Annotated in this window: 23 protein-coding genes and 1 riboswitch; of the genes, 4 read left to right on the forward strand and 19 right to left on the reverse strand. The window is 46.8% G+C overall.

The annotated features are described in order from the left end of the window. Positions 1 to 11: 11 nt before the first annotated feature. The 5 genes from CXIVA_RS02380 to CXIVA_RS02400 all read right to left on the reverse strand — a co-directional run bounded on the left by CXIVA_RS02380 (position 12) and on the right by CXIVA_RS02400 (position 5,719). Positions 12 to 665: a cupin domain-containing protein gene (locus tag CXIVA_RS02380; protein ID WP_013976419.1), complete on the reverse strand. Its 654-nt coding sequence runs from the start codon at positions 663 to 665 to the stop codon at positions 12 to 14. 256 nt (positions 666 to 921) lie between these two features. Then, the gene (gene pflB, locus CXIVA_RS02385) at positions 922 to 3,186 is read right to left on the reverse strand and encodes a formate C-acetyltransferase (protein ID WP_013976420.1); all 2,265 of its coding nucleotides are present in this window, start codon (positions 3,184 to 3,186) and stop codon (positions 922 to 924) included. An 88-nt stretch (positions 3,187 to 3,274) separates the two neighbouring features. Beyond that, the gene (pflA, locus tag CXIVA_RS02390) at positions 3,275 to 4,033 is read right to left on the reverse strand and encodes a pyruvate formate-lyase-activating protein (RefSeq protein WP_013976421.1); all 759 of its coding nucleotides are present in this window, start codon (positions 4,031 to 4,033) and stop codon (positions 3,275 to 3,277) included. 215 nt (positions 4,034 to 4,248) lie between these two features. Continuing rightward, positions 4,249 to 4,986 (reverse strand): Crp/Fnr family transcriptional regulator, encoded by a 738-nt coding sequence (locus CXIVA_RS02395; protein ID WP_013976422.1) that lies wholly within the window; start codon positions 4,984 to 4,986, stop codon positions 4,249 to 4,251. Between the two features lie 115 nt (positions 4,987 to 5,101). Then, the gene (locus CXIVA_RS02400) at positions 5,102 to 5,719 is read right to left on the reverse strand and encodes a flavodoxin family protein (protein WP_013976423.1); all 618 of its coding nucleotides are present in this window, start codon (positions 5,717 to 5,719) and stop codon (positions 5,102 to 5,104) included. 175 nt (positions 5,720 to 5,894) lie between these two features. Further along, positions 5,895 to 5,998, forward strand: a riboswitch (TPP riboswitch). A gap of 126 nt (positions 5,999 to 6,124) precedes the next feature. On the opposite strand from CXIVA_RS02400, the gene thiM reads away from it, so the two are divergent. Together thiM and thiE are read left to right on the forward strand one after the other, a co-directional pair. Continuing rightward, complete coding sequence (gene thiM, locus CXIVA_RS02405; RefSeq protein ID WP_013976424.1) at positions 6,125 to 6,946, forward strand: hydroxyethylthiazole kinase; 822 nt, start codon at positions 6,125 to 6,127, stop codon at positions 6,944 to 6,946. Continuing rightward, the gene (gene thiE, locus CXIVA_RS02410; protein WP_013976425.1) at positions 6,933 to 7,595 is read left to right on the forward strand and encodes a thiamine phosphate synthase; all 663 of its coding nucleotides are present in this window, start codon (positions 6,933 to 6,935) and stop codon (positions 7,593 to 7,595) included. The genes thiM and thiE overlap by 14 nt, the downstream gene beginning before the upstream one ends. 288 nt (positions 7,596 to 7,883) lie before the next feature. Here the strand turns inward: thiE and CXIVA_RS02415 are convergent, their stop codons facing one another. Next, a complete protein-coding gene (locus CXIVA_RS02415) occupies positions 7,884 to 8,183 on the reverse strand; it encodes a type II toxin-antitoxin system RelE/ParE family toxin (protein WP_013976426.1) in 300 nt (99 codons plus the stop codon). Between the two features lies 1 nt (position 8,184). Continuing rightward, positions 8,185 to 8,433, reverse strand: coding sequence for a type II toxin-antitoxin system prevent-host-death family antitoxin (locus tag CXIVA_RS02420; RefSeq protein WP_013976427.1), 249 nt, complete (start codon positions 8,431 to 8,433; stop codon positions 8,185 to 8,187). Positions 8,434 to 8,972: 539 nt separating this feature from the next. Here CXIVA_RS02420 and CXIVA_RS13725 point away from each other — a divergent pair. After that, positions 8,973 to 9,596 carry a hypothetical protein gene (locus tag CXIVA_RS13725; protein WP_013976428.1) on the forward strand — a complete coding sequence of 208 codons (624 nt, stop codon included), beginning with the start codon at positions 8,973 to 8,975 and terminating at the stop codon, positions 9,594 to 9,596. Here CXIVA_RS13725 and CXIVA_RS02425 read toward each other — a convergent pair. From CXIVA_RS02425 to CXIVA_RS02440, 4 genes are all read right to left on the reverse strand, one after another. After that, on the reverse strand, positions 9,521 to 10,150 hold the full coding sequence (locus CXIVA_RS02425; protein ID WP_041727559.1) for a nucleotidyltransferase family protein: 630 nt from the start codon (positions 10,148 to 10,150) through the stop codon (positions 9,521 to 9,523). The genes CXIVA_RS13725 and CXIVA_RS02425 overlap by 76 nt on opposite strands. A gap of 104 nt (positions 10,151 to 10,254) precedes the next feature. Then, on the reverse strand, positions 10,255 to 11,520 hold the full coding sequence (locus CXIVA_RS02430; protein ID WP_013976430.1) for a radical SAM protein: 1,266 nt from the start codon (positions 11,518 to 11,520) through the stop codon (positions 10,255 to 10,257). Further along, a complete protein-coding gene (locus CXIVA_RS02435; RefSeq protein WP_013976431.1) occupies positions 11,517 to 12,794 on the reverse strand; it encodes a DVU_1553 family AMP-dependent CoA ligase in 1,278 nt (425 codons plus the stop codon). The genes CXIVA_RS02430 and CXIVA_RS02435 overlap by 4 nt, the downstream gene beginning before the upstream one ends. 4 nt (positions 12,795 to 12,798) lie before the next feature. Next, on the reverse strand, positions 12,799 to 13,242 hold the full coding sequence (locus tag CXIVA_RS02440) for a C-GCAxxG-C-C family protein (RefSeq protein WP_013976432.1): 444 nt from the start codon (positions 13,240 to 13,242) through the stop codon (positions 12,799 to 12,801). Positions 13,243 to 13,315: 73 nt separating this feature from the next. Here CXIVA_RS02440 and trsM point away from each other — a divergent pair, with 73 nt between their 5' ends. Continuing rightward, positions 13,316 to 13,957, forward strand: coding sequence for a DVU_1556 family methyltransferase (trsM, locus tag CXIVA_RS02445; protein WP_013976433.1), 642 nt, complete (start codon positions 13,316 to 13,318; stop codon positions 13,955 to 13,957). A 1-nt stretch (position 13,958) separates the two neighbouring features. Here the strand turns inward: trsM and CXIVA_RS02450 are convergent, their stop codons facing one another. The 8 genes from CXIVA_RS02450 to CXIVA_RS02480 all read right to left on the reverse strand — a co-directional run bounded on the left by CXIVA_RS02450 (position 13,959) and on the right by CXIVA_RS02480 (position 24,579). After that, positions 13,959 to 14,153: a DVU_1557 family redox protein gene (locus CXIVA_RS02450; protein WP_013976434.1), complete on the reverse strand. Its 195-nt coding sequence runs from the start codon at positions 14,151 to 14,153 to the stop codon at positions 13,959 to 13,961. Between the two features lie 2 nt (positions 14,154 to 14,155). After that, positions 14,156 to 16,396, reverse strand: a complete 2,241-nt coding sequence (locus tag CXIVA_RS02455) for a pyridine nucleotide-disulfide oxidoreductase/dicluster-binding protein (RefSeq protein ID WP_013976435.1) — start codon at positions 16,394 to 16,396, stop codon at positions 14,156 to 14,158. Positions 16,397 to 16,507: 111 nt separating this feature from the next. Beyond that, positions 16,508 to 19,345: a molybdopterin cofactor-binding domain-containing protein gene (locus CXIVA_RS02460; RefSeq protein WP_013976436.1), complete on the reverse strand. Its 2,838-nt coding sequence runs from the start codon at positions 19,343 to 19,345 to the stop codon at positions 16,508 to 16,510. A gap of 30 nt (positions 19,346 to 19,375) precedes the next feature. Beyond that, the gene (locus CXIVA_RS02465; protein ID WP_013976437.1) at positions 19,376 to 20,473 is read right to left on the reverse strand and encodes an NAD(P)-dependent alcohol dehydrogenase; all 1,098 of its coding nucleotides are present in this window, start codon (positions 20,471 to 20,473) and stop codon (positions 19,376 to 19,378) included. Positions 20,474 to 20,663: 190 nt separating this feature from the next. Next, positions 20,664 to 20,786 carry a hypothetical protein gene (locus CXIVA_RS14445; protein WP_013976438.1) on the reverse strand — a complete coding sequence of 41 codons (123 nt, stop codon included), beginning with the start codon at positions 20,784 to 20,786 and terminating at the stop codon, positions 20,664 to 20,666. Positions 20,787 to 20,798: 12 nt separating this feature from the next. Then, on the reverse strand, positions 20,799 to 22,274 hold the full coding sequence (locus CXIVA_RS02470; protein ID WP_013976439.1) for a Na+/proline, Na+/panthothenate symporter: 1,476 nt from the start codon (positions 22,272 to 22,274) through the stop codon (positions 20,799 to 20,801). Positions 22,275 to 22,582: 308 nt separating this feature from the next. Next, positions 22,583 to 23,281 carry a LysR family substrate-binding domain-containing protein gene (locus CXIVA_RS02475; protein ID WP_041727561.1) on the reverse strand — a complete coding sequence of 233 codons (699 nt, stop codon included), beginning with the start codon at positions 23,279 to 23,281 and terminating at the stop codon, positions 22,583 to 22,585. An 863-nt stretch (positions 23,282 to 24,144) separates the two neighbouring features. Next, positions 24,145 to 24,579, reverse strand: coding sequence for a helix-turn-helix domain-containing protein (locus CXIVA_RS02480; RefSeq protein WP_013976441.1), 435 nt, complete (start codon positions 24,577 to 24,579; stop codon positions 24,145 to 24,147). Position 24,580 lies beyond the last annotated feature (1 nt).

Consider the following 24,580-nt stretch of genomic DNA (forward strand, 5'->3'; position numbering starts at 1 on the left):
ATTCCCGCCTGTTATTCCAGTGTCAGCAGCAGTGCCATTTTGAACTGTTCTGTTGCCTTTACAAAATGGAGGCCGCCTTTCGCGAAATGGAAGTTTTCCCCGGCCTTGATCACATGCTCCTTTCCATCATAACCAATAATACCTTCCCCGTCCAGCGCAAAAATCAGTGCCTCTCCCGGCGCCGCATGCTCTGCCAGGCCTGTGCCTTTGTCAAAGGCCATAATGACAAATTTCATCTTGTCATTATGTACGACATCCATGTTTATGATCTTTCCTTCCTGGTAAGGAACCAGATCTGCCAGTTTAAATACTTCTCCTGCGTGAATCGCTCCGTTCATAATATCCTCCTTCTGAATCGAAATCTCTGTGTATACCGCGTGGTCCGATGTCCGGATTCCCACCGGTGTGTCCGTTAACGTCAGGATCCCGTCTCCGGCACCCAGGACCCTTTGATAGCCTTCCTTCCCATATACTTCGATGCTTCCGTCAGCCACCAGTATCAGCTTGTGATAGGGATAAATTTCCGCGCTGATGTCCGTATGCTCTGCCAGGGAAAAATAACTGATGGCATTTTCGCCGTTATATATTTCCTTTGAAACCGTGCATCCGCTGACCGGCATATTGTCATTCGCTATGGAAAAGACCTCTCCGACTTTTTCTTTCATTCTGCACCGCCTTTCTCAGCGACTTTTTCTGTGTATTGCTTCTGTCAGCATTTAGGATACACAAAATTCCCAGCAGATTCCGTATCTGAGGATACAGTTTAAATTATTTTTTTGTAGTTCTGTGGACTCATCTGTTCCGGAATCTCCTCCCCTGGTCCAAAAACGCCCGGACTCTGTGGTCTGCCGCCGCATACCACAGAGTCCGGGCGTTTTCCCGGGAGGGGATCCCCTCCCGGCGTTCTGTGATTTTATTTTCTTATATTCTCTCATGCACACATCTGGAGATAACATCCTGCTGCTGCTCTCTGGTCAGGTCAATGAACTTAACCGCATACCCGCTGACACGAATCGTAAAGTTCGCGTACTCCGGTTTTTCCGGATGTTCCATGGCATCTTTCAATTTTTCCACACCGAAGATGTTGACGTTGAGATGATGGGCGCCCTGATCGAAATATCCGTCCAGAATCCGCACCAGATTCTCTGCCCGGGAAGCATCCTCATGGCCGAGGGCATCCGGATGAATCGTCTGTGTATTGGAAATTCCATCCAGCGCATACTCGTAGGGCAGTTTTGCCACTGAGTTCAGGGAAGCCAGAAGGCCGTTTTCCTCTGCTCCGTAGGCCGGATTTGCGCCCGGCGCAAAGGGAACATAGGCTTTTCTTCCATCCGGAAGCGCGCCGGTTGCCTTACCGTACACAACGTTGGATGTAATGGTAAGAATCGAAGTGGTCGGCTCGGAATCCCGATAGGTGTGGTGTCTTTTGATCTTCTTTAAGAAGGTCTTCAGCAGCCATACCGCTATGTCATCCGCTCTTTCGTCATCGTTTCCGTAACGGGGGAAATCTCCCTCAATTTCATAATCTGTCACAAGGCCGGATTCGTCACGGACTGTTTTCACCTTCGCGTATTTTATTGCGCTTAACGAATCTACCACATGGGAAAATCCCGCAATTCCTGTCGCGAATGTCCTGCGGACATCGGTGTCAATCAGCGCCATCTCCGCTGCCTCGTAGTAATATTTATCATGCATATACTGGATCAGGTTCAGGATATTGACGTAAAGTCCTGCCAGCCAGTCCATCATCTGATCGAACTTGTGGATCACCTCATCATAATCGAGATACTCGGAAGTGATGGGGGCATACTCCGGTCCCACCTGCATATGGTTTCCCTGTTTATCCAGAAACTTCTCGTCCTTTCCGCCGTTGATTGCGTACAGGAGGCATTTGGCAAGGTTTGCCCGGGCGCCGAAAAACTGCATTTCCTTCCCCGTCTGTGTCGCGCTGACGCAGCAGCAGATGCTGTAATCGTCGCCCCATACCGGTTTCATCACGTCATCGTTTTCATACTGGATGGAGGATGTCCGTACGGAGATCGCTGCCGCGTACTTCTTGAAGTTTTTCGGCAGTGCGGAGCTGTAGAGAACGGTCAGGTTCGGCTCCGGTGAAGGTCCCATGTTTTCCAGGGTGTGAAGGAAACGGAAGTCATTTTTGGTAACCATCGGCCGGCCGTCCATGCCGACGCCCGCCACTTCCAGGGTTGCCCAGACCGGATCGCCGGAAAACAGCTCATTGTAGCTGGGAATCCGGGCAAATTTCACCATGCGGAACTTCATGGTCATCTGATCAATCAGTTCCTGCGCCTCTTTTTCTGTCAGGGTCCCTTCCTGCAGATCCCGCTCGATGTAAATATCCAGAAAAGTGGAAATCCGTCCGACGGACATCGCCGCGCCGTTCTGTGTCTTTACCGCCGCAAGGTAGCCGAAGTATACCCACTGCACCGCTTCTTTCGCATTCTTCGCCGGCGCGGAAATGTCATATCCGTAAGCGGCTGCCATTTCCTTCATGCCTTTCAGCGCACGGATCTGTTCGCTGATCTCTTCTCTCTGCCGGATAATGTCATCAGTCATTGTGCCATCTCCGCAGTTCGCGAAGTCTTCCTGCTTTTTCGCAATCAGAAAGTCAATGCCGTACAGAGCGACTCTTCGGTAGTCACCGACGATTCGTCCCCGTCCGTAGGTATCCGGAAGCCCGGTTATGATGTGCGAATGTCTCGCGGCACGCATCTCCGGAGTATACGCGTCAAATACTGCCTGGTTATGGGTTTTATGGTACTCTGTAAAAATTTTGTGGAACTTGTCGTTGACATGGTACCCGTAATTCTCAGCGGCTTCTTCCGCCATCTTGATTCCGCCATAGGGCATAAAGGCCCGTTTTAACGGCTTGTCCGTCTGAAGACCCACGATTTTCTCCAGATCTTTCATCGATGCGTCGATGTAGCCGGCTCCATAGGCAGTCAGGCCGGAAACCACTTCTGTTTCACAGTCCAGTACACCACCCTTTGCCCGTTCCTCTTTCTGCAGTTCCTGTACTTTGCCCCACAGAAGATCGGTTGCCTCTGTCGCGCCTTCCAGGAAGCTTTCATCGCCGTCATAGGGTGTGTAGTTCTTCTGGATGAACTCCCGTACATCGATATCATCGGTCCATTTATTTCCTTTAAATCCTCGCCATTCTGTTCTCATATCCTGCTCTCCTTTCTGCGCTGCGGCCGCTGTTGCGCGTTTCGCATTTTTCTGTCTGCCCTGCAGCTTCTGCAATGCGTTCTCTATTTTACGCAACGCTTACTCTTGCCGGCGCAAACTCACCCGCGCCGAGAATTTCTTCTGCCTGTTTCACCTGCTGCCCCGTCGGACTCTGCACGCCCTCCAGCGCATAGGGAATTCCAAGCTTTTTCCATTTATAGGCTCCCATGGAATGATAGGGAAGCACTTCCACTTTCTGAATATTGGAAAGCGTATCCAGGAACGCCCGTTCCTTCTGTAAATCTTCCGGATCATCGGTCCAGCCCGGCACAAGCACCTGACGGACCCAGATGGGTTTTTTTATCTTATCCAGATAGCGAAACATTTCCAGTATGTTTTCATTCGGCACACCGGTCAGTTTCATATGTTTCATCGGATCGATCTGCTTGATATCCACCAGAAGCAGATCCGTATACCGCATCAGCTCCTCAAACTTTGCAAACCACTCGCCCTCCGGCCGGAAAGGCTGGCCTGCCGTATCGATTACCGTGTGGATGCCCCGCTCCTTTGCCTTTTTCATCAGCTCAAGCAGAAAATCAATCTGCAGCAGCGGTTCTCCGCCGGAAACTGTAATGCCGCCTTCGCTGCCCCAGTATGGCTTGTACCGCAGTGCCTGTTCGATCAGCTCATCCGCGGTGCGCAGGTCATCCGACTGTCCGTCCCAGGTATCCGCGTTATGGCAGAACTTGCATCGCATCGCGCATCCCTTCAGGAAAATCACAAAGCGAATGCCCGGGCCGTCGACCGAACCAAATGTCTCAATTGAATGAATTCTTCCCTTGATCATGGCGCCCTCCTGTTTCCAGCAAAATAAAATAAAACCGTCTGCCACAATTTCTGTGACCGACGGTTTGTTCTGCTTCCATCTGTCATCTCCTTGTGACAAGCTGATAGTAGCAGACTCTTGCGCCAAGTTCTTTGATTGTAATCAAGTAACTGGATTCTTTCTCATTTTTCAAAAAATGTTTTGGGCTGCAGACTTCCAAAAAGGGCCGAGTCCGGCTAATTCAATTCCGTCATATGCCGCAGTTTCTCATGATTCATTACTTTCAGGCGCCCTCGCCCGGTCCGCTGAATCACGCCATCCTTTTCCAGCTGCGCAATATTCCGGCTCACTGTCTCCACCCGCAGATTCACCGAAGAAGCAATGTCGTCCAGTTTCAGATGGATCTCAGGCCCCAGACATCTCCGTTCCCGCCGAAGCAGAAAAGTGGCCACCCTCTGCTTCGGTTCCCGAATCGACAGAAGCATCACTTTCTCCTCCGCATCCATGATATCCTGTGCCAGAATCTCAATCAGGCTCAGAGAAATCTGCGGATGACGGGTAAGCACATTCATAATCGTCTCACGGGGGATCTCGCAGACTGCCACTTCGCTCATGCAGATCACGTCATAATTGTACCGGTGTTCTTTCAGGAAAATCCCGTGCCAGACACTCTGACCGTCATGCAGGACATCCAGGATATGTTCCTCCCCCATGGCGTCTGTTCTGGAAATTTTGACTTTTCCGCTTCGAATAATAATCACCGAGTTGATTTCATCCTCCTCCGCGGCGATATAACTTCCCGCCTGAAACGTGGAATGCACGGACTTACCCGCCAGTTCTTTCTGAAGCTCCAGCGGGAGTTCCCGAAACATGCGCACTTCAGAAATACAGATCTTCCCTTCTGCAAGAAATCTGCAGTTTTCTCTTCCGCATCCGATCTTCTGAATATGCTCTTTCTTTTCCTCAGTTTTCATCCTGTTTTCCCTTCTTTACCCGTTCCTCCAGGCTTTCCCGGAGCATCTGATCATCCACTGAAATATTTTCCGCAGCAAGCCGTTTGTTTCATGGCCATCTGCGCCACAAAAACGATTATCGGATAAAATGCGTCGGCTGCCACTCTTCCTGTTCCGGCAGGCCGTAAGCTTCTTTTCCCAGCGCAATACTCTTCATCAGGAATGTCATATTTCTGGCAAGCACCCGCATCGTCTGAAGACCTTCCAGGTCTTCCGCTGCTTCTCCCCGTTCTCTTCCATGGATGCTGTTCCAGTACTGGCTGGATGCCACCGGCATTCCGCAGATCGTAAAATATTTGTTCAGTTCGTCAAACGTCGCAGACAATCCGCCGCGTCTTGCGGCAACCACACTTGCCCCCACCTTCATGGTCTTGTCAAACCGGGTGCTGTAAAAAAGTCTGTCCAGACAGGCAATCAGCGTAGCATTTGCTGACGCATAATACACCGGGGATGCCACCACAAGGCCGTCGGCTTCTTCAAATTTCGGCGCGAGTTCATTCACAATATCATCAAATATACATTTGCCCTTGTCGGCGCATGTCCCACAGGCGATACATCCGCGGATATCCTTGTTTCCGATCCGGACAGCTTCTGTTTCTACGCCTTCCGCCTCAAAAATCTTTATCATTTCATTCAGCGCAATGGTTGTGTTTCCGTCTTTTCTCGGACTTCCGTTGAGAATCAGTACTTTCATGTTGTTTTCGCAGCTCCTCTCTTCAAGTGAATCTGATCCACTATTTTATTCTAGTTTCCCACAAATTATCATATTTTATCCGGACTGTCCACTGCAGCGTCACCCTATTGCTGCTTCCAGGCAACCTTCTTCCTCTTCCCTATATTGACATCTCTCCCCTAACCTCTATAATAACTGGTAGAAACAGGGGAGTCCCCAGGGACTGAGAGTGGAATAGAATTCCTGACCCATAACCTGATTTGGATCATGCCAACGTAGGGAAATAGTTTTTCGCATTCACTAAGCGCAGTCCATACAGGACCGCGCTTTTTTCTGCAGCGATCTGCGGAACCTGCATTTCACGGCGCATCGGCTGGTGCATATGTATGGTTATCCCTGCATCTGAAACAGAAGGAGAATTCTGAAATGATCAAAGACTGTCTGGAGAATGTAAAGAAAAAAGCACCGCTCATACACAACATTACCAACTATGTCACCGTCAATGATGTGGCAAATGTACTGCTTGCTGTCGGCGGAAGTCCCATCATGTCCGACGAACCGGAGGATGTGGAAGATATCACTGCCATCTGTGACGGATTAAACATCAATATCGGAACCCTTCAGAAACGTTCCATTGAGGCAATGTATCGCGCAGGCAGAAAGGCAAACGCTCTCGGCCACACACTTCTCCTCGACCCGGTAGGCGCAGGTGCTTCCAGACTGCGAACCAATACCGCGGTATCTCTGATGGAGGAACTCAAATTTGATGTCATCCGCGGGAATGTATCCGAGCTTAAGGCTCTGGCACTGGGCAGCACTACAACCAAGGGCGTGGACGCGGACGCCGCAGATGCCGTTACCGAAGAAAACCTTGAGCGCATGGCTGCATTTGCCAAAGACTACGCCAAAACCTGCGGATGTATTATTGCGATCACAGGCGCGATTGATCTGGTCGCTGACGCTTCTTCCTGCTATGTCATCCGGAACGGACGCAGGGAAATGAGCACCGTTACCGGCACCGGCTGCCAGCTTTCCGGTCTGATGACCGCATTCCTTGCCGCCAATCCGGACAGCAAGCTGGAAGCCGCGGCAGCCGCCACGATCCTGATGGGTCTGGCCGGCGAAATCGCTGTAAAAAACCTGACGGGAGCCGAAGGCAATGCATCTCTTCGCATACGCATCATTGACGCCGTCTGCAATATGACCGGAGAAACACTGGAACAAGGAGCAAACTATGAAATTCGATAAAAAATCCCTTCTCTTATACGCTGTTACCGACAGACACTGGCTGCAGGGCAGGACCTTATACGAAGCTGTCGAGCAGGCCTTAAAAGGCGGCGTATCTTTTCTGCAGGTACGCGAAAAAGATGATATGCGGCTTTCCCATGACGAATACTTAAAAGAAGCGCTGCAGCTGCGGGACTTGTGCCGTCGGTATCAGGTTCCCTTTGTAATTGATGATGATGTGGACCTCGCCCTTGAGACAGACGCCGACGGTGTCCATGTGGGGCAGAACGATATGGAGGCGGGAAATGTCCGGGAAAAACTTGGCCCCGACAAGATTTTAGGCGTATCCGCCCACACGGTAAAAGAAGCATTGCTGGCCCAGGAACGGGGCGCGGATTACCTGGGTGTAGGCGCGGTATTTCCCACCGATTCCAAAGATGACGCGGAACAGGTGGACCACGCTGTCTTATCGGAAATCTGCCGGGCTGTGGATATTCCCGTCATCGCAATCGGCGGTATCACCAGAGATAACATCCTGTCCCTTTCCGGAACCGGAATTGCCGGAATCGCTGTCATTTCAGCAATCTTTGCAAAAAAGGATATCCAGGCAGCCGCCCGGGATCTTCGCAGTCAGACGCTGAAGGCAGTCAATCGTGAAGTGAACCTGTGAGAGCAGCATGAACTGGCACAGAAAGTGATTCCGTTGGAGGCGCCTGCTGGACTGCGCCTCCCCTATCGTTCCTGTCGGATAGACACTGTCCTGTTTTATACAGATTTTCTTAACCAACCACAGATCACACTGAGGAATTATTATCTCCTTTGTATATTGAATAGCCTAATGGCATTAAATCTATTGATACACGGGTTCCTTCATTAATTTTTTTCAATTTTCCATAGTAATATGTGAAGTATACTGTTGGATTATCATATGAATGGTCTCATTATCCCGTTTCTGTTATCAATCAAAAATCCTCGTAATATCCTGATATCGGTTAATCACACGATAGATCTCAACGTACTCACTGCCTACCTTGTATATAATAACATAATCTTCCCATATCGCATATTTGTAATCTGTCCGAAAACCGATTCGTTTGGAAAGGTCTGATCCTATTCCCGGAAACATCTGGAGATTCTCAAATTTACCATAAATTTCCTTTATGGTTTCTGCAGCATATCCCTCACTGTCTTCAGCTATGTAATCTCGAATATTCTTCAGATCCTTTGCAACAACCGGATTAATCCGCAATTTTAACATCTTATTTCACCATAAGTGCTTTCAGTTCATCCAAATCCAGCCATCCTTCGCCGTCTTTCACTGCTTCCTCGGCTTCCTGCAGCTTCATCAGAAGCTTTTTCTCCGCACGATCACGCTCATAATCTTCAATATCCAGGACTACAAAACGTCCTCTGCCATTCTTGGTCAGATATACCGGTTCTCCTTTATGACAGTGTTTCAGGACTTCATTATAATTCCTCAGATCAGATACTGGTAAAATATTTGCCATTTTCGTTCAGCTCCTTCCGTAATTTTTCATTGCTTCTGTTACTTTTATTATATGAAAAAATACGTAAAATTCAACGTAATTTTTACAGCATCTAAAGATGCTATTCTCTCTTTCAATGAATTCACCCTAAGCTATGCAATATCTGCTCATTTACCTTCTACCATTCTTTCCCTTCTTCTCACCTGTCCCATCCCTCGCCGAAAGGGCAGGAAAGATATCCTTTCTCCTACCAGTGTAAGGGTACCACACACAATAGGATGTCCAAAACAAGGGATACACGAAAAACGTTATGTCCCGAGCCTGGGGAAGCTAAAAACCACCGTATTCCACACTTATGGGTATCGTTTTAAGTTTCCGAAATCCGGTATAATATAAATAACCCATCCATTGGTCAGCATCCGCGCCTCAGCGCGTAAGCACATCTCCCGTAATATTTTGGTGCAGACGATGTTTTAAAAACGAAATTCCGCAATACTTTGCGAGATGAATGAGCCCCGAAAAGAAGCGAAACGGACTAAGATCCGGAGGAGGAAAATGTCATGGAGAAGAATGGATTGAAACACACTGCCGCGCAGGGTCTGACCATCGTTCTAGCCCTGGTCCTCATGCTGGCACTGATGCCGGTAATGGGCGAAAAAGCTATGGCGGTCGACGGCATCGATGACACTGCCACGTCCTTTACGATGAATGACTATACCTACACGATTCTCGACACGGACAATCCCAGCGTCCGGCTGGACGCATATTTGGGCAGTGCCAGCGAACTGACCGTCCCTCAGACAGTTACACACGATGGGATCACGTATAAGGTCCGCACCATTCAAACCCGCGCGTTTACGACCGACAGTCTGAAATCCGTCCGGATTCCCCGCAACGTCAAGAACATCGGCAAATGGGCCTTCGGCTACTATTGGTACGATGGACTCGATGAAGAAGATCTCACGCTTGTTCCCATGATCGGAAAAAAGACCGGCTTCAGGATCTATGGAAAAAAAAGGAAGTGCCGCTCAAAAATACGCGAAAGCCAACGGCTTCAAATTTGTGAAGTATTGAGACAGCATCCCTATGATTGCTTCTGCAGCGACAGTCACTCGGCGCGATGCGCCGGGTGGCTGTTGTTTTCTGATAACAATTCTTCCACTGCTGCCACATCTTCTCTGTAATCCAGATCCATAAAACATCCCGGTTCTTCGATCCGTACATAACGAATCCAGTCCCGATGCCTGTCATAGAATCCTTTGAGCCCCATGGTTCCGTCATATTTCAGAATTTCAGTTACGGCATAGGCCGTAAATACCGGCGGATGACAGTTTTTCTTTCCGTTTCCCGGGATCAGAATCTCTATTCTATCCGGAAGTTCTTCTTCCAGCATCACCTGATAAACCCTCGGGTCTATTGCCGGCAGGTCTCCCGTGGACAACGCCACCTTACTGCATCCCATCAGCTGCTGTAAACCAACTTTCACGGAATCAAACATTTCCCCGTTGGAATAGTTCGCATGAAACGCCGTCATTACTTTTCCGACCCACTGTTTCCGAATATAGGTTTCCAGTTCTGTATGATTATGGCCGGTCACGACCACCACCTTCTGTACTCCACCATCCAGCATATGCTGGACAGACCAGAAGATCATCGGCTTCCCTGCAATTTCCATCAAAGGTTTAAATATCCGCATCCGACTGGACATACCGGCTGCCAGGATCACTCCTCCCATCATGCTTTGACACTCACGCCCGGCTGATCATATAATCCGACTTCAATCACACCGCCGCAGACCACGCCCTTGTCACAGACAAAATTATTTCTCAGATTCTCCATCGTTTACACCTGTGATCTCGTATTGTGATAAACACAGAACGGGATCAGTTTTCCTTCCTTATACACATGAACGGAACAATGCATTACTCTTCCCAGGTCGATATTACTCAGATCCTGAAACATCATTCCACTGATACAGAAACTTGCGTCACTCATCTCTTTCTTCTGGGCCATCAGGGACCCCGACGCATATTCTCCCCCTTTAACTCTTGACCAGCGATTCTTCACATGAAACTGATTTTTCACCAGATTAGATATGCCGTTTTCCGACCCACTGCTTCCGCAGCAGCATCCACCTTCCGCATCCTGAAGTGTCTCCAAATGGTCTCCTTTTCGTTTGAATTCCACATGGAATCCACATAACGGTGCATCGCAGGCTGACGGCAGAATCTGTTCTCTCCGGATCAGTCCGTCGGTCTGTTTTTCCATTGCGTTCATCATCTCCGGTAAGGTGCAGTGTTCTCCTTCAAAATACCGTCCCATATAGGTTATCGGCTGAAAATGAATTCCCCTCACGGCAGGCGCATGATCCAGCGCAAACCGGATGATACTTCCGATCTGTCCGTCGTTAATTCCCGGAATGACTGTCGGTACCAAAACCACCCCCAGTTCTGCCCGATCACAATTTTCAATAGCTTTCTTCTTAATCTCCAGAAAACGCCCGCCGCGGATCTTTTCGAATGCCTCTTCCGTCGTTCCATCAAACTGAAGAAAGACACAGGATGCACCGGCCTCTTCCAGATCTTTTGCGAAAGAGGCATCTTCCGCCAAGCGCACACCGTTGGTATTGATCTGTATATAGAGAAATCCCTTCTTTTTCGCATAGGATACAATGTCGAAAAAATCCGGATGGATGGTCGGTTCTCCGCCGCTGATATGGATAAAGCGAAGACCTTTATCATACATATCGTCCAGACATCGGTACACCTTATCCGTCGGCATATGTTCTCCTCTGCCGCTGTCAGCAAAACAGATCGGACATCTCAGATTACACTGTGTGGTGATATCCAGAATCGCACAGCAGGTCTGATTCTTATGATTCTCACAGACCCCGCATTCTTCCGGACACCACGGACTGTCTTCCGTCTCCGGTCGCCAGTTGTTGCACCATTCCGTGAATCCTTCCCCTTCCCATACTCTCGTCTGGAAAGCCCCGTGTTCCGGACAGATTTTCTTCAGATGCACCTTCCCATCTGTCTCCACATAAGCCCCTTCGATCCGTTTCTTACAAATCGGACAAAGGGATGCTGTTGCATATAATATTCTCATAGTCTCCTGATTCCCTTTTTCCCGCTGCCCGGCTTTCCGTCCCAGGGAAATTCTCGCAGCCTTATTTCAACCGTTACTCCTTCAAATTCCTGACGTGCCCGAAATCGTTTCAGAATCTGTTCCACATCAGGCTTGTCTTCGGGATAGTGAATTGCCGTCAGTTGAAGTTCCGCTTCCCCATAAGCCACTTCAAAATTCACGATACAGGAATCCGCAAATATCAATTCCTCTACCTGACTTAAAAATACCGCCTGATCACGGAAGACCATTCTGTTCTTTCTTCTCCCCAGAATATGTGCGATTCCCGGAAGTTCACTGCCGCAGCGGCAGCGTTCTCTCCTCATCTTACCGATATCACCGGTCCGATATCGGATCAATGGCATCCCTTCATGCGCAAATGTAGTGATTGCGATCTCCCCGTAACCGTTTTCATCCGGATCGATCACTTCATACAGGATATCACAGGCTCTTAAGTGATATCCGTCCTTCCCCAGGCATTCCACCGCACCGAACATGCAGACTTCTGTCATTCCGTAATGACGGAAAGTATGACAGCTCCAGCTTTCCTGCAGCTGTCTGCACATCGCTTCCGGCAGATCATCAGAGCTCAAAAGAACGCTCTTTAAGGAAAACTCCATATGATGCAATGTCATATAACGTTCCAGCATCCGAATCTGTCCCGGCATACCGACAATCACATCCGGCTGTTCCTTTATCACAGCATCTGCCGCATCTGCCAGATCAATCACCTGACCATAGAGCAGCACTTTGGTTCCCAACGGTTCTAAACCTTTCGCCACATTATCTCCGATACTGCCGTCAAATCCACCGGACATCATAACCATTACCTTATCCCCAGGCTCACACATTACTGCAAATCCGGCAGGAGCAAAAGCCATGGCTGATCTGAGGTCGTTTTCAGTAAAACGAATCCTCTTCTGTTTACCACTTGTACCGGTAGTCGGTACGGTAACCACTCTGCGAATCTCTGTAGACTCCGCACACTGAAACATCCATTCAGAATCGATCAGATCTTGCTCTGAACAGGTCGGCAGCCTTCGAAAATCTCCCATCGTTCTGATCTCATCCGGCTCCACCTCTGCCAGGCTCTTCCGATAATATCTGCTATTTTCTTTTACATACTTCAGACACGTTCTGATCCGCTGCAGCTGATACATCTCCAGACGTTCTGCCGTCAGTTTGTCCAAGGGAATCCCCAGACGGCCGGCCACCCAGCTGTCAACAGGAGAACGGAAACAGCTCTCTTCTCTCATTTTCCTAACCTAACATATCATCCAGAATTTCCAGTGCGGTGTTTACGCAGTTGGGACATTTTTTTGCAATCACACCGGATGCAAAGGCCCTCTCACTTTCTCCCGGAACACCTAAGTTATAACCGATAATCTCCTGACAAATCAAAGAACCGTTAGCCTCCGTAAAACGTTGTTTAAACTCACCAATCTTTGCGATCATATTCTCATTGCCTTCGGTATCTCCCGGCTCAAAATGGCCGTATTCCGCACCCAAAAGCATCAGTGCTCCGCAAACAGCGCCGCACATATTTCCCGAAAACGCACCGCCGCCGAAAGGTGCTGCCATCCGCATCATGATCTCTTCATCTAACCCCAGATCATCCGCCCATTCACGCACCACTATCTGGGAACAGTGAATGCTCTGTGAAAATAATTCCAGAATTTCTTTCGGATCCAACTGTTTGCTCATTCTGATGCTTCCTTTCTGTATTCAAACAGCAATATAACCTGTTATAATAATTGTATTATGAACGGAGGAATGAATGATGAAACCTGTCTTACATCCCGGTGGCCTTGAGCTGACCAAAGAAAACTGTAAAAACCTTCCTCTGGATAACTCCTCCAAAGTTCTAGATATCGGCTGCGGTCTCGGAACCACATTGGAATATCTCGTTTCTGCCTTTCACTGTCAGGCTTATGGTATCGATCTTTCTGAAGCATGTATTTCTTCCGACTCTGTGGAGTATCCGGATATCCGCTTCTCCGTCGGCAATGCCTGTGATCTTCCTTATGAAGACGAAATGTTTGACGCTGTTTTCATGGAATGTGTTCTGACTCTGACTGACGATCCCGCAAAAGCTTTATCCGAAGATTTTCGTGTCTTAAAACCGGGCGGAACTCTGGTCCTTTCTTCTCTGACTCATACCGGAGATAAAGAACTTCTTCTTCCCGGGACTTTCCAGGTGGAAGTCTGTGAAGATCTGCTTCATACAGCCGGTTTTTCTGCTGTTACAGTGAGCAATCACAGTTCCCATCTGATCCAGTTCGTTGCAGACATGATCTTTCGCTATGGAAGCATAGATGCATATCTCAGAAAATCTACATGTACGCTTGGCGGAACCGTTCTTAACTGTAACCTTTCTCCGAAAAACACACGCTATCATTCTTTCCTTGCTGTCAAATAATCTATTTCTCTTCCAACTGTGTCTCTACTTCAATCATTTTACCGTTGGCAAGTTCTTTTTCAATCAACACCCGCCCACATTTCGGGCAGCGCTTCAATGTCTCACTGAAATTCAGAGACAGGTAGTCAAAGACTACTTTCTGATCCGTCAGGGTCTCTCCGCAGCTGCGACACTTCCAGATATGTGATTTACTCATTATCACCCGTCCTCTCTGATATGCATACGATGACAGTAAACTTCCTGAAGAACGTATAGGTCCGCTTCTTTTCTGTATTTCACCCAGATAGTCAGATAGGGGGTTACCATGCGGCAGATCACTTCTCCCAGCTCATTTTCAAAGCCTGCCTGTTCATCCTCATTGACTTTGATCGTCTTCTTAACCTCTCTTTCAGAAATCAGATTTTGTTCCATATCTCTCTGAACCTCTGCCGGAATTTCCAGTTTTAATTCATCCCAGGTTTCTCTCACCGGTGCAAAGCTTTCTTTCCAGTAGCGTTCCAGTAATATCTGTTTCACTGCAATATTATTCTGTCGCTTTTCTTCCAGTGTATTTACTTTTGTATTGTCGAGGCCGAAATAAAAATCCAATATATGACGAGTGTTCTTGCCATGGGTCTCAAAGACTTCCTTACAGTTCACACAGTAAACCAGGTACGGATTTTCCGATTCTTGACAGCGGATTTCTGCTATTTCATCGTAGAAATCCGGATTGGCCAGCTGAATATGACCGCCAAAACCACAGCATCGCCCTTCATTGTCATAATCATCCATTTTGACACCTTCCGATTCTGCCAACGTACGAACCGCTGCTTTTAACTCGTTTCTTCCGTAAGCTGCACACGGATCGAATACGGAATACATCTGTTCTTCTTCGACACGGCCACCGCGGTATCTCTCTGGCAGCAGTTCATATAAGGAAATTACAGGAATTTCCGGTAAAAATCTGGCAAATGTTCTCAGACAGCTCGCACATGCATAGATCAATACCGGCTGTCCCAGCCCCTCCCACTGAATACGGATCTGACGGATATGCCGTTCAAAAATATCCGTTTCTCCCGCCCAAAGAGCAGGGATTCCGCAGCATCCAAGCATAATACCTGTTTTCTTTCCGTCTTTCAGAAGTGCTTCATAGGATCTGATAACATAATCCGGATTCACTCCACCCAGACGACAACCCGGGAAAAACATACAGTCACAGGTTCCGGTGTCCATAAATCCTTTTACCAGACTTGCTTCTTCTGTATTCTGACGCATCTCTTCCAGCCAGTAACCATGGAAAGCCGGCGGAAACAATCCTTTGCTGACCCGGTCTGCTCTGGACAATTCAAAGAGTTCACCAATCTTCACATCTTCCGGACATACTTCTGCGCAGTGTCCACACTGATTGCAGCTCCAGGTCTGTCGTGTGATGCAGGCAGAGCTTACCGAATTTCGTGTCATTCCATCCTGTGCCACATCAATGGCAATACGCGGCGGTTTCTTCTTGAATTTTTCTAACATACGGCAGTCTTTGATACATTCGTCACAGTCACACTGCATACATCTTCCGGCTTCCGCCTTTGCTTCCTCTTCAGTGTAAACATCTCCCGAAGGCTCCACGCGAACCGTTGGCTCAACTCCCACATGCGGCACATTTTTGCTACAGTCAGGTTTCTCATATCCGACTAAAGCATATTCCGGATTGCCGCTCTGCAGATAGGATTCCATTGCTTTTGACACCAACTTGGTATGTGCAATTCCTTCGATCATACTTAATCCAAGAAGTTCTCCTCCAAGGAATACTTTTTCTTCTTTCGTAGTACCGAGCGTTCTGTCACAGGTTTCCAATAGTCCAAACGAATCCCCGTTTTTTCCAGTGGCAATAAATATAAGATCATATTCCGCTGCAAAGCTCAGATCATTAACTTTTTCTCCAAATCGAAAGTCCACATCTGCTTCCTCAAACTGCTTCATGAACTCCATCTCAAACATATGAAACTTCTCATGACCGCTCAGCGATCCGCCCCAGTTATCCGTTTTCTCAAACACAGTTACCTTGTAACGTTTGCGGCTCAGATACAACGCACATGCAAGTCCTGCCGGACCGGCTCCGATGACGGCACATCCGGTATCTAACGGTGGAAGCTGATAGCTCTTTCTTGTCTTCTTATCTTTCGCACTCAGACAGGTTTTTTCCAGAAGTTTTACAGACACACTCTCTTCACCGAGAACGGTCTTACGCTGGCAGGCCTTTTCACAGGGTGCAGGGCAGATCTCATTGATCACTCCCGGAAACGGAAGTGCCTTGTACAACTCCTGCTTTGCTGCTGGAAAGCGTCCCTTCTCTGCTTTCTTTAAAAACCCCTTAATATCCAGTTGAAACGGACAGGACACCATACACGTGGCCGGTTCCCCGTTCATGCAGTCTTTCACATAGTCAAATACTACTTCTCGTTCCATAAATTTATATTCTCCTTACCCTGACAGCGAAGCCGGCTGCTCAATAACTGTATACACATAATGATTACCGTTTGGGCAGCCGCCTTCAATGATTGGGGCAGTTCTATAAGCCTAAATTGGATTTTCTCTGATGTACTCTAATTCGTCTTCAAATTCAGAGCCGAAATAGTATTTTGGAGGAGTCAGATCTTCACCATTCTGTAATTTTTCCCATGCTGCTTTTACTTTTGCAGGTGTTGCCGGCAGGTCATAGATTCTAACACCGCAAGCATTGTTGATCGCATTGATAATCGGCATATGAGTACAAGCCTGGAATACTTCGGAACATCCGCTGGAACCGTGTGGTCCCTGAGGTCGTGGATTGTCTTCGTAATACTCGATACGGATATCATCCGGAATAACCTTACAGGTCGGGACACCACAGTATGCAATATTATTTGCTCGATCAGAAGCATCATAATCTTCACTTAATGCGAAACCGATACCATGAGAGATACCGCCATATGCCTGTCCGTCGACAGATAGTTTGTTGCCGATCTTACCACAGTCTACAGCACCTGCGTATTTCAGTACAGTAGTTTTACCTGTGTTAACATCTACTTCTACCAGACTGCAGAATGCGCCATAGGTATAAGCTGCAAAGCGGTTTCCTTCACCGGTATTCGGATCCTGAGCAGGATCATATCCTTTCCCTGCCTCATCGACATGACCGCGATATCTGGTTGGAATACTCTCTGCAATCATCTCTTCATAAGTACGATAGGTTCCATCTTCTTTGCGCATTGCATTCAGCAGCTTTTCTGCTGCATCAATCAGTGCACGTCCGTTCATGAAATGAGAACGACTGGCTGCTGACAGACCTGAATCCGGAGCAAGTTTGGTATCATTAACTACCTGGCGAACCTTATCCGGTGTGATATGCAATGGCTCTAAGCATTTTAATACATGAGTCAGAGTACCGATATCTGCACCCTGCCCAAGATCCTGCCAGGTGTTGTATACGTTGATATATCCGTTTGCACATAATTCGAGATCATCTTCGCAGTGATCGATGAATCCTTTGCCTACGTTAAATCCTCCCATAGATACTCCGACACCTACATGACGGCCTTCTTTTTTCGCTGCGTCTGCAATAGCTTTGAACTCATCGTAATGAGGTTTGATCAGATTCAGCAGCTGCGGAAATGTGTAGGATAAGTATGGTCTGCTGTTGATGGTCAGATCGCCCGGATGAGCTGCGTTCTTCATACGGAACTCCCAAGGATCGATACCTGCCTGCTCTGCTGCCATATCAGTCAGTGCTTCGGATGTGGTATAAATCTGCGGTCCTCCAAATCCTCGATATGCACAGGTGAATGCATGGTTGGATGTTCCTGCTCGCCCCAGTGCCTTAACATTAGGAATATTGTATCCTTGGAACGGTACAGAGATCAGGTTGCCGAATGCGATGGAAGATGTTCCCGCATAAGCACCGTGATCCATAGCTACATCAAACTCTACTCCCTGGATCATACCGTCTTCATCACATGCCAGACGACCATTACAGTATGTTGCGGAACGTTTACCTGTCATATGCATATGCTCTTCGTAAGTAAGAGTCATGGAAACCGGCATATTCAGTGCCATAACCGCTACACCTGCCAGAGCGAAGATACTGGAGATGGTAGAATAACCGAAACATCCGCCTGCCGGGTTGTCGATCATACGAATCATCTCAGGATCCAGACCGATTGCCGGTGCCAGCTCGTCACGGCATCCGTACAGATCATGTGTCTTACTCATAATGGTCAGCATTCCGTCTTCATCCCAGTAACCCTGGAATACATCCGGCTCGATAGTCATGTGAGGCTGATGCTGAGTGTGCCAGCTCCCCTCTACTACAATTGGTGCATCTTCAAAGATTTCCTCGGTATCTTCACCTTTATACAACGGAGCGTATAAATACTGATTCGGAACATTCTTATGAAGCTGTAATGCATCCGGCTGGAAAGATTCCAGAATGGACATATACGATGGGAGAATCTCCCACTCTACTCTTACTTTCTTAGCTGCTTCTCTCGCGATCTCCTGGGAAACCGCTGCCACGATGGCTACTACGTCACCTCGACGGTTAACCACCTCGTCGCAGATCAAAGGAAATTTAGGTGAACCCTGACCTTTCTGACGAGGTACTACCGCAGGGAAAGAAATATCATTCGATCCCTTAACGTCAGCTGCCGTTAATACTTTGATTACGCCAGGGACAGCCAGTGCTTCCGTTGTGTCTATACTTAATATTTTCGCATGTGGAATTCCTGCCATTACAGGTGCCAGAAATGCTACGGTACCAGGCATCTTCATTGCAATATCATCACCAAAATCAGTCAAGCCGCATACTTTGGCGATTGCTGATGGACGCGGCATATTACTTCCGTAGTATTCCTCTCCTTCCTCCAGTTTCCATGTGATATCGTCCATTGTTTTCTCACCGCGCATAACTGCAGCGGCATCCATAACCGCATCCACTAATTGTACATAACCGGTACAGCGACATACATTATGGTTTTTCTCAAACCAATCTCTGACCTCTTCTCTTGTGGGAGAGGGATTTTCGCTAAGTAATGCATAAGATGAAACGATGAATCCAGGGGTACAGAATCCGCACTGTGCTCCTCCGTGAGTAATCCATGCCAGCTGAAGCGGATGGAGATTATCCGGTGTACCGATACCTTCTATAGTAAGGATTTCAGAAAATTCCGGCACCTTGGTCATTTTTATATTACAGGATCGGACCAGTTTACCGTTCATGATAACGGAACAAGCACCGCAAATACCTTTATCGCAGCCAATCTTTGTACCTGTTAGTCCGAAACGTCTCAGCACCTGAGCCAGACTGTCTTTGGATCCGTCATATACTACATGTCGAAATACCCCATTAATTACAAGTGATTTTCTGGAAACATTGCCCATATTTCCTATCCTCCTGATAACTTTCTATTCCTATTCCATACATAGTACTGCTTTTAATACAGTCCCCTTCTTGGTATCTTCAAATGCCTGATTAATCTCATCAAATGAGTAATATCTGATCAGGCGGTCAAAGGGAAACATCCCTTTCCGGTAATAATCCAATAACTGAGGAATGAAAATCTTCGGAATGGAGCAGCCTTCTACTAATCCAACCAGCGTTTTTCCAACACCCATCAGATCTTCTTCTACATTAATTGTAAGCTCCTGTGTTGCGCCTAATACCACACAGATGCCAAGAGAACGTGTACATTGCAGACTCTGCCGTACACAAGGTCCGATTCCGGTACAGTCGATGGCGTAATTGGATCCGAGTCCACCGGTCAGTTCTTTGACTGCATCCGGAACACTTTCCACTTCTCTTGAGTTAATGGTATGTGTTGCGCCTAATTCCATAGCTAAGTCCAGTCTGGAAGGAACTACGTCACAGGCAATGATTGTTGTACATCCGGCAATCTTCGCTGCCATAACTGCACTTAAGCCTACAGGACCGCATCCCGTGATAATGATAGAGCTGTCTGCTGAAGGTTTCAGATAATTTAATACTGCACCTGCGCCTGTCTGGATACCGCATCCCATAGGAGAGACCATCTTAAGATCGATATCATCGGCTACAGGAACCAGATTATTTACATGTACAACTGCATGTGTTGCAAATGCACCCTGTCCGAAGAAAGAGGAAACAAATGTATCATCCTTGATCAGACGTTTTGTGTTATCAAACTGAACACCTGAGAAGTTCAGTCTTCTGTTTTCTTTACATCCGTAGGGTCTTCCTGTGCTGCAGGCTTCGCAGGTTCCGCAGGAACCGTAGGAGAATGCGACGCGATCGCCTGCTTTATAACTGGTAACACCTTCACCGACTTCAATGATCGTGCCACACCCTTCATGTCCGAATACTGCAGGAAGCGGAACAGGAATTAACTGATTTCTCGCCACATCATCTGTATGGCATACACCGCAGGCTGCTACTTTTACAAGAACTTCTCCAGGCTGTGGCCCCAGTAATTCCATGTCACAGATTTTAAATTCATCGCCTTTATTTTCAATTACTGCTGCTTTAATCTTCATGTCTGCCTCCCGGTAATTACACTGCCTGAGCTTTTACAAAGCCCAGGCAGTATCAGTCTTACTCATTCATATTTATTCGTCGATCTCTCCGCGCTCTATTTTTTTCCTATAAGCCAAAATGGAAAGAATCATTAAAACTGCCATAACTGCGATCAGATATACCGCTACAAATACTGGTACTGAACCCATACTATTCCTCCTCGTCACCACTATCCAGATGTCCGCCTGTTAATTTGAAAATCAAATGAACCAAACCGTTTAACCCTGCTGAAATAGCCAGTGCACCTATGATCAATATTGCCACCCAACTCATAATTCCGCCTCCTTATAACTGCTTGCCGTTTTTTACCTGTTTCAGAAGGCCGTCTTCACCCGGAACGATAAAGTTAAGCACAATACCGAGGCCTACTGTTACAAAGCAAACCGGCCAGAATGGAAGTGTGAATAATCCGGCCCAGTCAGGACAGGCAAATGTCCACCAGAAGTTAACAGCTGTAGAAATAATCAGGTTAATCCATGCTACTTTTACATTAATTTTCCAAACCATACCGATCAGGTAGTTTACGAAGATTGGCATACTTAATGCGAAGCACCAGAAAAAGAGAACCATAAGGGAATCTACTTTCATAGCCGGAATTACAGCTGCCAGTGTTACAATGACAATGATGATACGTGACATAGCAGTGTATCCTTTATCACCAGGCTTCTTGTTTACTAAAGGTCCTATAACGTCATCAGATACTACATGGGAGATTGCCAGAATCATACCGGAACCTGTGGATAACAAAGCACACATCAGGGCTACCATTAGAACACCAATCAGAGCCTGCGGCATGATTTTCAGTGCCAGACCTGGTACGGAAAGGATTGCAGGCTGCTTAGCTATTGCTGCGATTGAGGAACCGCAGATACCAAGGATAACCCATGGTAAAGCTGCTGCTGTATTGAACATACCACCGATGAAGGCACCTTTACGGATCGCTTTGTTGTTTTTTGCTGCCAGCATTGGCTGATACATTGCGTGTTCGGAAGCAACAGAAAGTACATGAAGAATAACTACCGGCAGCGCTACGTTCATAATGATTTCCGGTGTAATATGGAACAGATTGGTGTGACCAACCATCCCCTGTGCCGCATATTTTGCTGCAACTCCTGCGAAACCTCCGTTGATGTTTTTGCCAACGAATACTACTGCTACGTAAGAACCTACTATCAGCATGATCGCGTTGATGATGTTCATCATAGATGCCTGTAACATACCACCTAATAAAATGTATACCAGCATCAGAACTGCTGCGATCAGGATACACCATGGCGCATAAGGAACACGACCGCCTGCCAGTGCGTAGATTGCTGTGGATGTGCCAAGTAACTCAGACATTGTAATACCGAGCCATGCAGCCGGTGCTACAGATGAATTGAAGATTTTGATCTTAGGTCCGAAGACTTTACCAAGCGCCTGGGGGAAAGTAGCAACTTTCAGTTTTCTGAACATAGGACCAAACCATAACAGAAATACCGGCACGAATACACCGCCGGCAAGAATGCCCCACCATGCCACTGCCACGCCCATGGTTGCCTGCTGTTCATACAGTGATGTTGTATGACCGCCGCCAAGGGGCGCTAATACAAAGGAGCACATTACTGCAAACCAGCCAAGCTGACCGGAAGCTGTGAAGAATTCTTTTTCTTCAGCTGTTGTTCTGTTAGCGGCTTCTTTCGCTTTCTGTTTTCTGGATCGAATACCGAACAGAATACTGAAAAATCCGAAATATACTACCGCAATTAAAATAGGTATCATAAACTCTTGCCCTCCTTTAAACTAGTTTAATCCAGGAACTATCTCCCTTTCTTCACTTTCACCTCCTGACAGGATTCGTTCCTGTTATTATTGTTTTTCGTTGTATTAATTTATAAACATTTTATCATTTGGTTGACAATCAGTACATTGAATTATATTGCGCCCCCTATCAAGCATATTGTTGGTCTTCCTATCTTTTACAGTTGTTTTTTTTCCGTTTTGCACAAAAAAATAAGCCATTTGCAGTTGAATCACGACTGCAAATGACTTTTTCAGAAGATCATTCTAATACTGATTAAAGTACCCTTTTATATTTCAATATTCAACGCTCTTAAGAATCCATCCAGAACCGGTGTCATATTCTTCTTATTCCATGCAACCCCAATCTCATGATAAGCACACGGATTATCAATCTTACGACATACCAACCCGTCATATAGTTTCAAATGACAGATGTTCTGTTTTGGAATAATTACACTCCCCTTCATAAAACTTGCCAGGAGCAGAGAAGTCAGATGGCTGTTGCAATAATCATATACTTTCGGAATGATCTTATTCGACAGAAACAGATGCTGAATCATATCATACATTCCCGGATTATACTGTCGATTCATCATAATGATCGTCTCATTCTTCAGCATCGGAACTGTGATTTTCTTTTCATTTGCCAATGGATTGCTCCTGTGCGTTACAAGATAAAACGGATCTTTATACAAACTTCTCCATTCCACTTCCGGATCCGCACTGAACATCTCCTGTCTTGCCAGTGCGACATCAATCTTACACTCCGACAGCATATTCACCAGTTTGATAGAATCAAACTGCAGGCAATGAAGATCCACATTCACATTTTCTTCAAAATATACTCTCATTTGATCACTGATATTATACATAAATTCCGGGAATACTACTCCCATGGTCAGCATATCCTTCGGTGCATTTACTTCCGATCCACAATTATGAATCGCATTATTCATAATTGTATTGATACGAATTGCATCATTCAAAAAATTTTTCCCTGACTCCGTTAGTGATAACTTGTTATTCTTTCTCGTAAACAATTTCGTATTCAATTCCCGTTCCAACATAGATATGCTGTGACTTACATTGGACGGAACCATATTCAGGTGCTTGGATGCTTTCGTAAAATTCAAATACTGTGCTGACGTTATAAAAATTTCCAATTGTCTGCTATCCATCGCTAACCCCTTTAATAATCAAATCTTTTCTGCTTTTCTCTCCCGATTGTATATACATTTTATTGTGTATACCTGCTATACACTCAATCATTTATAAAGTTTGCAGATATGTAATATTGCACAAAAAACGGCGAGGATAAAAAGCCGAACTACCTAAGGGTTTCGAAAAGATCTAAATCAGCATGTATACATAGGATAGAATTAATGTCGCTTTGAAAGCCTATTGAAGTGATATAATTACGTTGTAACGATGGAGGGTGGTTACATGTAACACATATGTCATGGATCAGATCTGCCGAGTTGCAAAAAATCAGAAACTATAATATGTATCTGTCAGCAGACCATTTACGGATTGTTCCTTTATCAAAAGAAGTTATGATCAAGTCTCTGTCATCAAAGCCCACTGCCAGCAAGAAGCAGGTGTCGCTTACTACTTTGACCAATTCGCCCTTCCTCAAAACACTCTGGTTTACCGTATAAAAAATCTCCCAAATGGGAGATTTCAATCTAGATGATTATCAGACACGGCTGCACATCCTGGTGTTATATGAATCTAATTTACTAAAACTTCCCATAACAAAAATGGGCTTCACATCTTGAAAACTCAATTGTCCAGGCAATCAGACAGATGTACGCTGTCCGTATGCAAAACAGCTGACTGATACAGCCATTCAGGAAACATTCCCGGCAATCATATCCTCAAGTTCCTGCATCATACTTTCAACATAATCCGCCGGCAGCAGCGCAATGCCGACTTCGTCACTTCCTACGATCAATCGGTCTCCGCTCTTTAATCCCAGATGATCGCGCGCAGCCTTTGGAATTACAATCTGACCACGGTCGCCCAATACAGCAACACCCCAGATATTCTTACCCTTCGGGGCAGGGGGGAGTATGCCAACGCCATCTACATTCTCTGATTTTGTGAGACTGTCAAGCGTTATCCCATAGACATGCGCCAGCAGCGCCGCCTTCTCAATATCCGGGACCGTCATCCCATTTTCCCATTTTGCGTAAGCCTGCCGGGAAATACCGATCTTCTCCGCAATCTGCTCCTGTGAATAGCCCTTCAGTTTTCTGAGCATCACCAGATTATCTTTCAGCATA

Source organism: Clostridium sp. SY8519 (assembly GCF_000270305.1).
Classification (GTDB): Bacteria; Bacillota; Clostridia; order Lachnospirales; family Lachnospiraceae; genus SY8519.

Excerpts from the sequence above, each read along its gene's own strand:
- CXIVA_RS14445 (WP_013976438.1), bottom strand. The coding sequence starts at position 20,786 with ATGAGTTGGGTGGCAATATTGATCATAGGTGCACTGGCTATTTCAGCA.
- pflB (WP_013976420.1), bottom strand. The coding sequence starts at position 3,186 with ATGAGAACAGAATGGCGAGGATTTAAAGGAAATAAATGGACCGATGAT.
- CXIVA_RS02480 (WP_013976441.1), bottom strand. The coding sequence starts at position 24,579 with ATGCTGAAAGATAATCTGGTGATGCTCAGAAAACTGAAGGGCTATTCA.
- CXIVA_RS02395 (WP_013976422.1), bottom strand. The coding sequence starts at position 4,986 with ATGAAAACTGAGGAAAAGAAAGAGCATATTCAGAAGATCGGATGCGGA.
- trsM (WP_013976433.1), top strand. The coding sequence starts at position 13,316 with ATGATGAAACCTGTCTTACATCCCGGTGGCCTTGAGCTGACCAAAGAA.
- CXIVA_RS02430 (WP_013976430.1), bottom strand. The coding sequence starts at position 11,520 with ATGAGAATATTATATGCAACAGCATCCCTTTGTCCGATTTGTAAGAAA.
- CXIVA_RS02400 (WP_013976423.1), bottom strand. The coding sequence starts at position 5,719 with ATGAAAGTACTGATTCTCAACGGAAGTCCGAGAAAAGACGGAAACACA.
- CXIVA_RS02415 (WP_013976426.1), bottom strand. The coding sequence starts at position 8,183 with ATGTTAAAATTGCGGATTAATCCGGTTGTTGCAAAGGATCTGAAGAAT.
- CXIVA_RS02470 (WP_013976439.1), bottom strand. The coding sequence starts at position 22,274 with ATGATACCTATTTTAATTGCGGTAGTATATTTCGGATTTTTCAGTATT.
- CXIVA_RS02420 (WP_013976427.1), bottom strand. The coding sequence starts at position 8,433 with ATGGCAAATATTTTACCAGTATCTGATCTGAGGAATTATAATGAAGTC.
- CXIVA_RS02460 (WP_013976436.1), bottom strand. The coding sequence starts at position 19,345 with ATGGGCAATGTTTCCAGAAAATCACTTGTAATTAATGGGGTATTTCGA.
- CXIVA_RS02440 (WP_013976432.1), bottom strand. The coding sequence starts at position 13,242 with ATGAGCAAACAGTTGGATCCGAAAGAAATTCTGGAATTATTTTCACAG.
- CXIVA_RS02425 (WP_041727559.1), bottom strand. The coding sequence starts at position 10,150 with ATGATGGGAGGAGTGATCCTGGCAGCCGGTATGTCCAGTCGGATGCGG.
- thiM (WP_013976424.1), top strand. The coding sequence starts at position 6,125 with ATGATCAAAGACTGTCTGGAGAATGTAAAGAAAAAAGCACCGCTCATA.
- pflA (WP_013976421.1), bottom strand. The coding sequence starts at position 4,033 with ATGATCAAGGGAAGAATTCATTCAATTGAGACATTTGGTTCGGTCGAC.
- CXIVA_RS13725 (WP_013976428.1), top strand. The coding sequence starts at position 8,973 with ATGGAGAAGAATGGATTGAAACACACTGCCGCGCAGGGTCTGACCATC.
- CXIVA_RS02455 (WP_013976435.1), bottom strand. The coding sequence starts at position 16,396 with ATGGAACGAGAAGTAGTATTTGACTATGTGAAAGACTGCATGAACGGG.
- CXIVA_RS02435 (WP_013976431.1), bottom strand. The coding sequence starts at position 12,794 with ATGAGAGAAGAGAGCTGTTTCCGTTCTCCTGTTGACAGCTGGGTGGCC.
- thiE (WP_013976425.1), top strand. The coding sequence starts at position 6,933 with ATGAAATTCGATAAAAAATCCCTTCTCTTATACGCTGTTACCGACAGA.
- CXIVA_RS02450 (WP_013976434.1), bottom strand. The coding sequence starts at position 14,153 with ATGAGTAAATCACATATCTGGAAGTGTCGCAGCTGCGGAGAGACCCTG.
- CXIVA_RS02380 (WP_013976419.1), bottom strand. The coding sequence starts at position 665 with ATGAAAGAAAAAGTCGGAGAGGTCTTTTCCATAGCGAATGACAATATG.
- CXIVA_RS02465 (WP_013976437.1), bottom strand. The coding sequence starts at position 20,473 with ATGAAGATTAAAGCAGCAGTAATTGAAAATAAAGGCGATGAATTTAAA.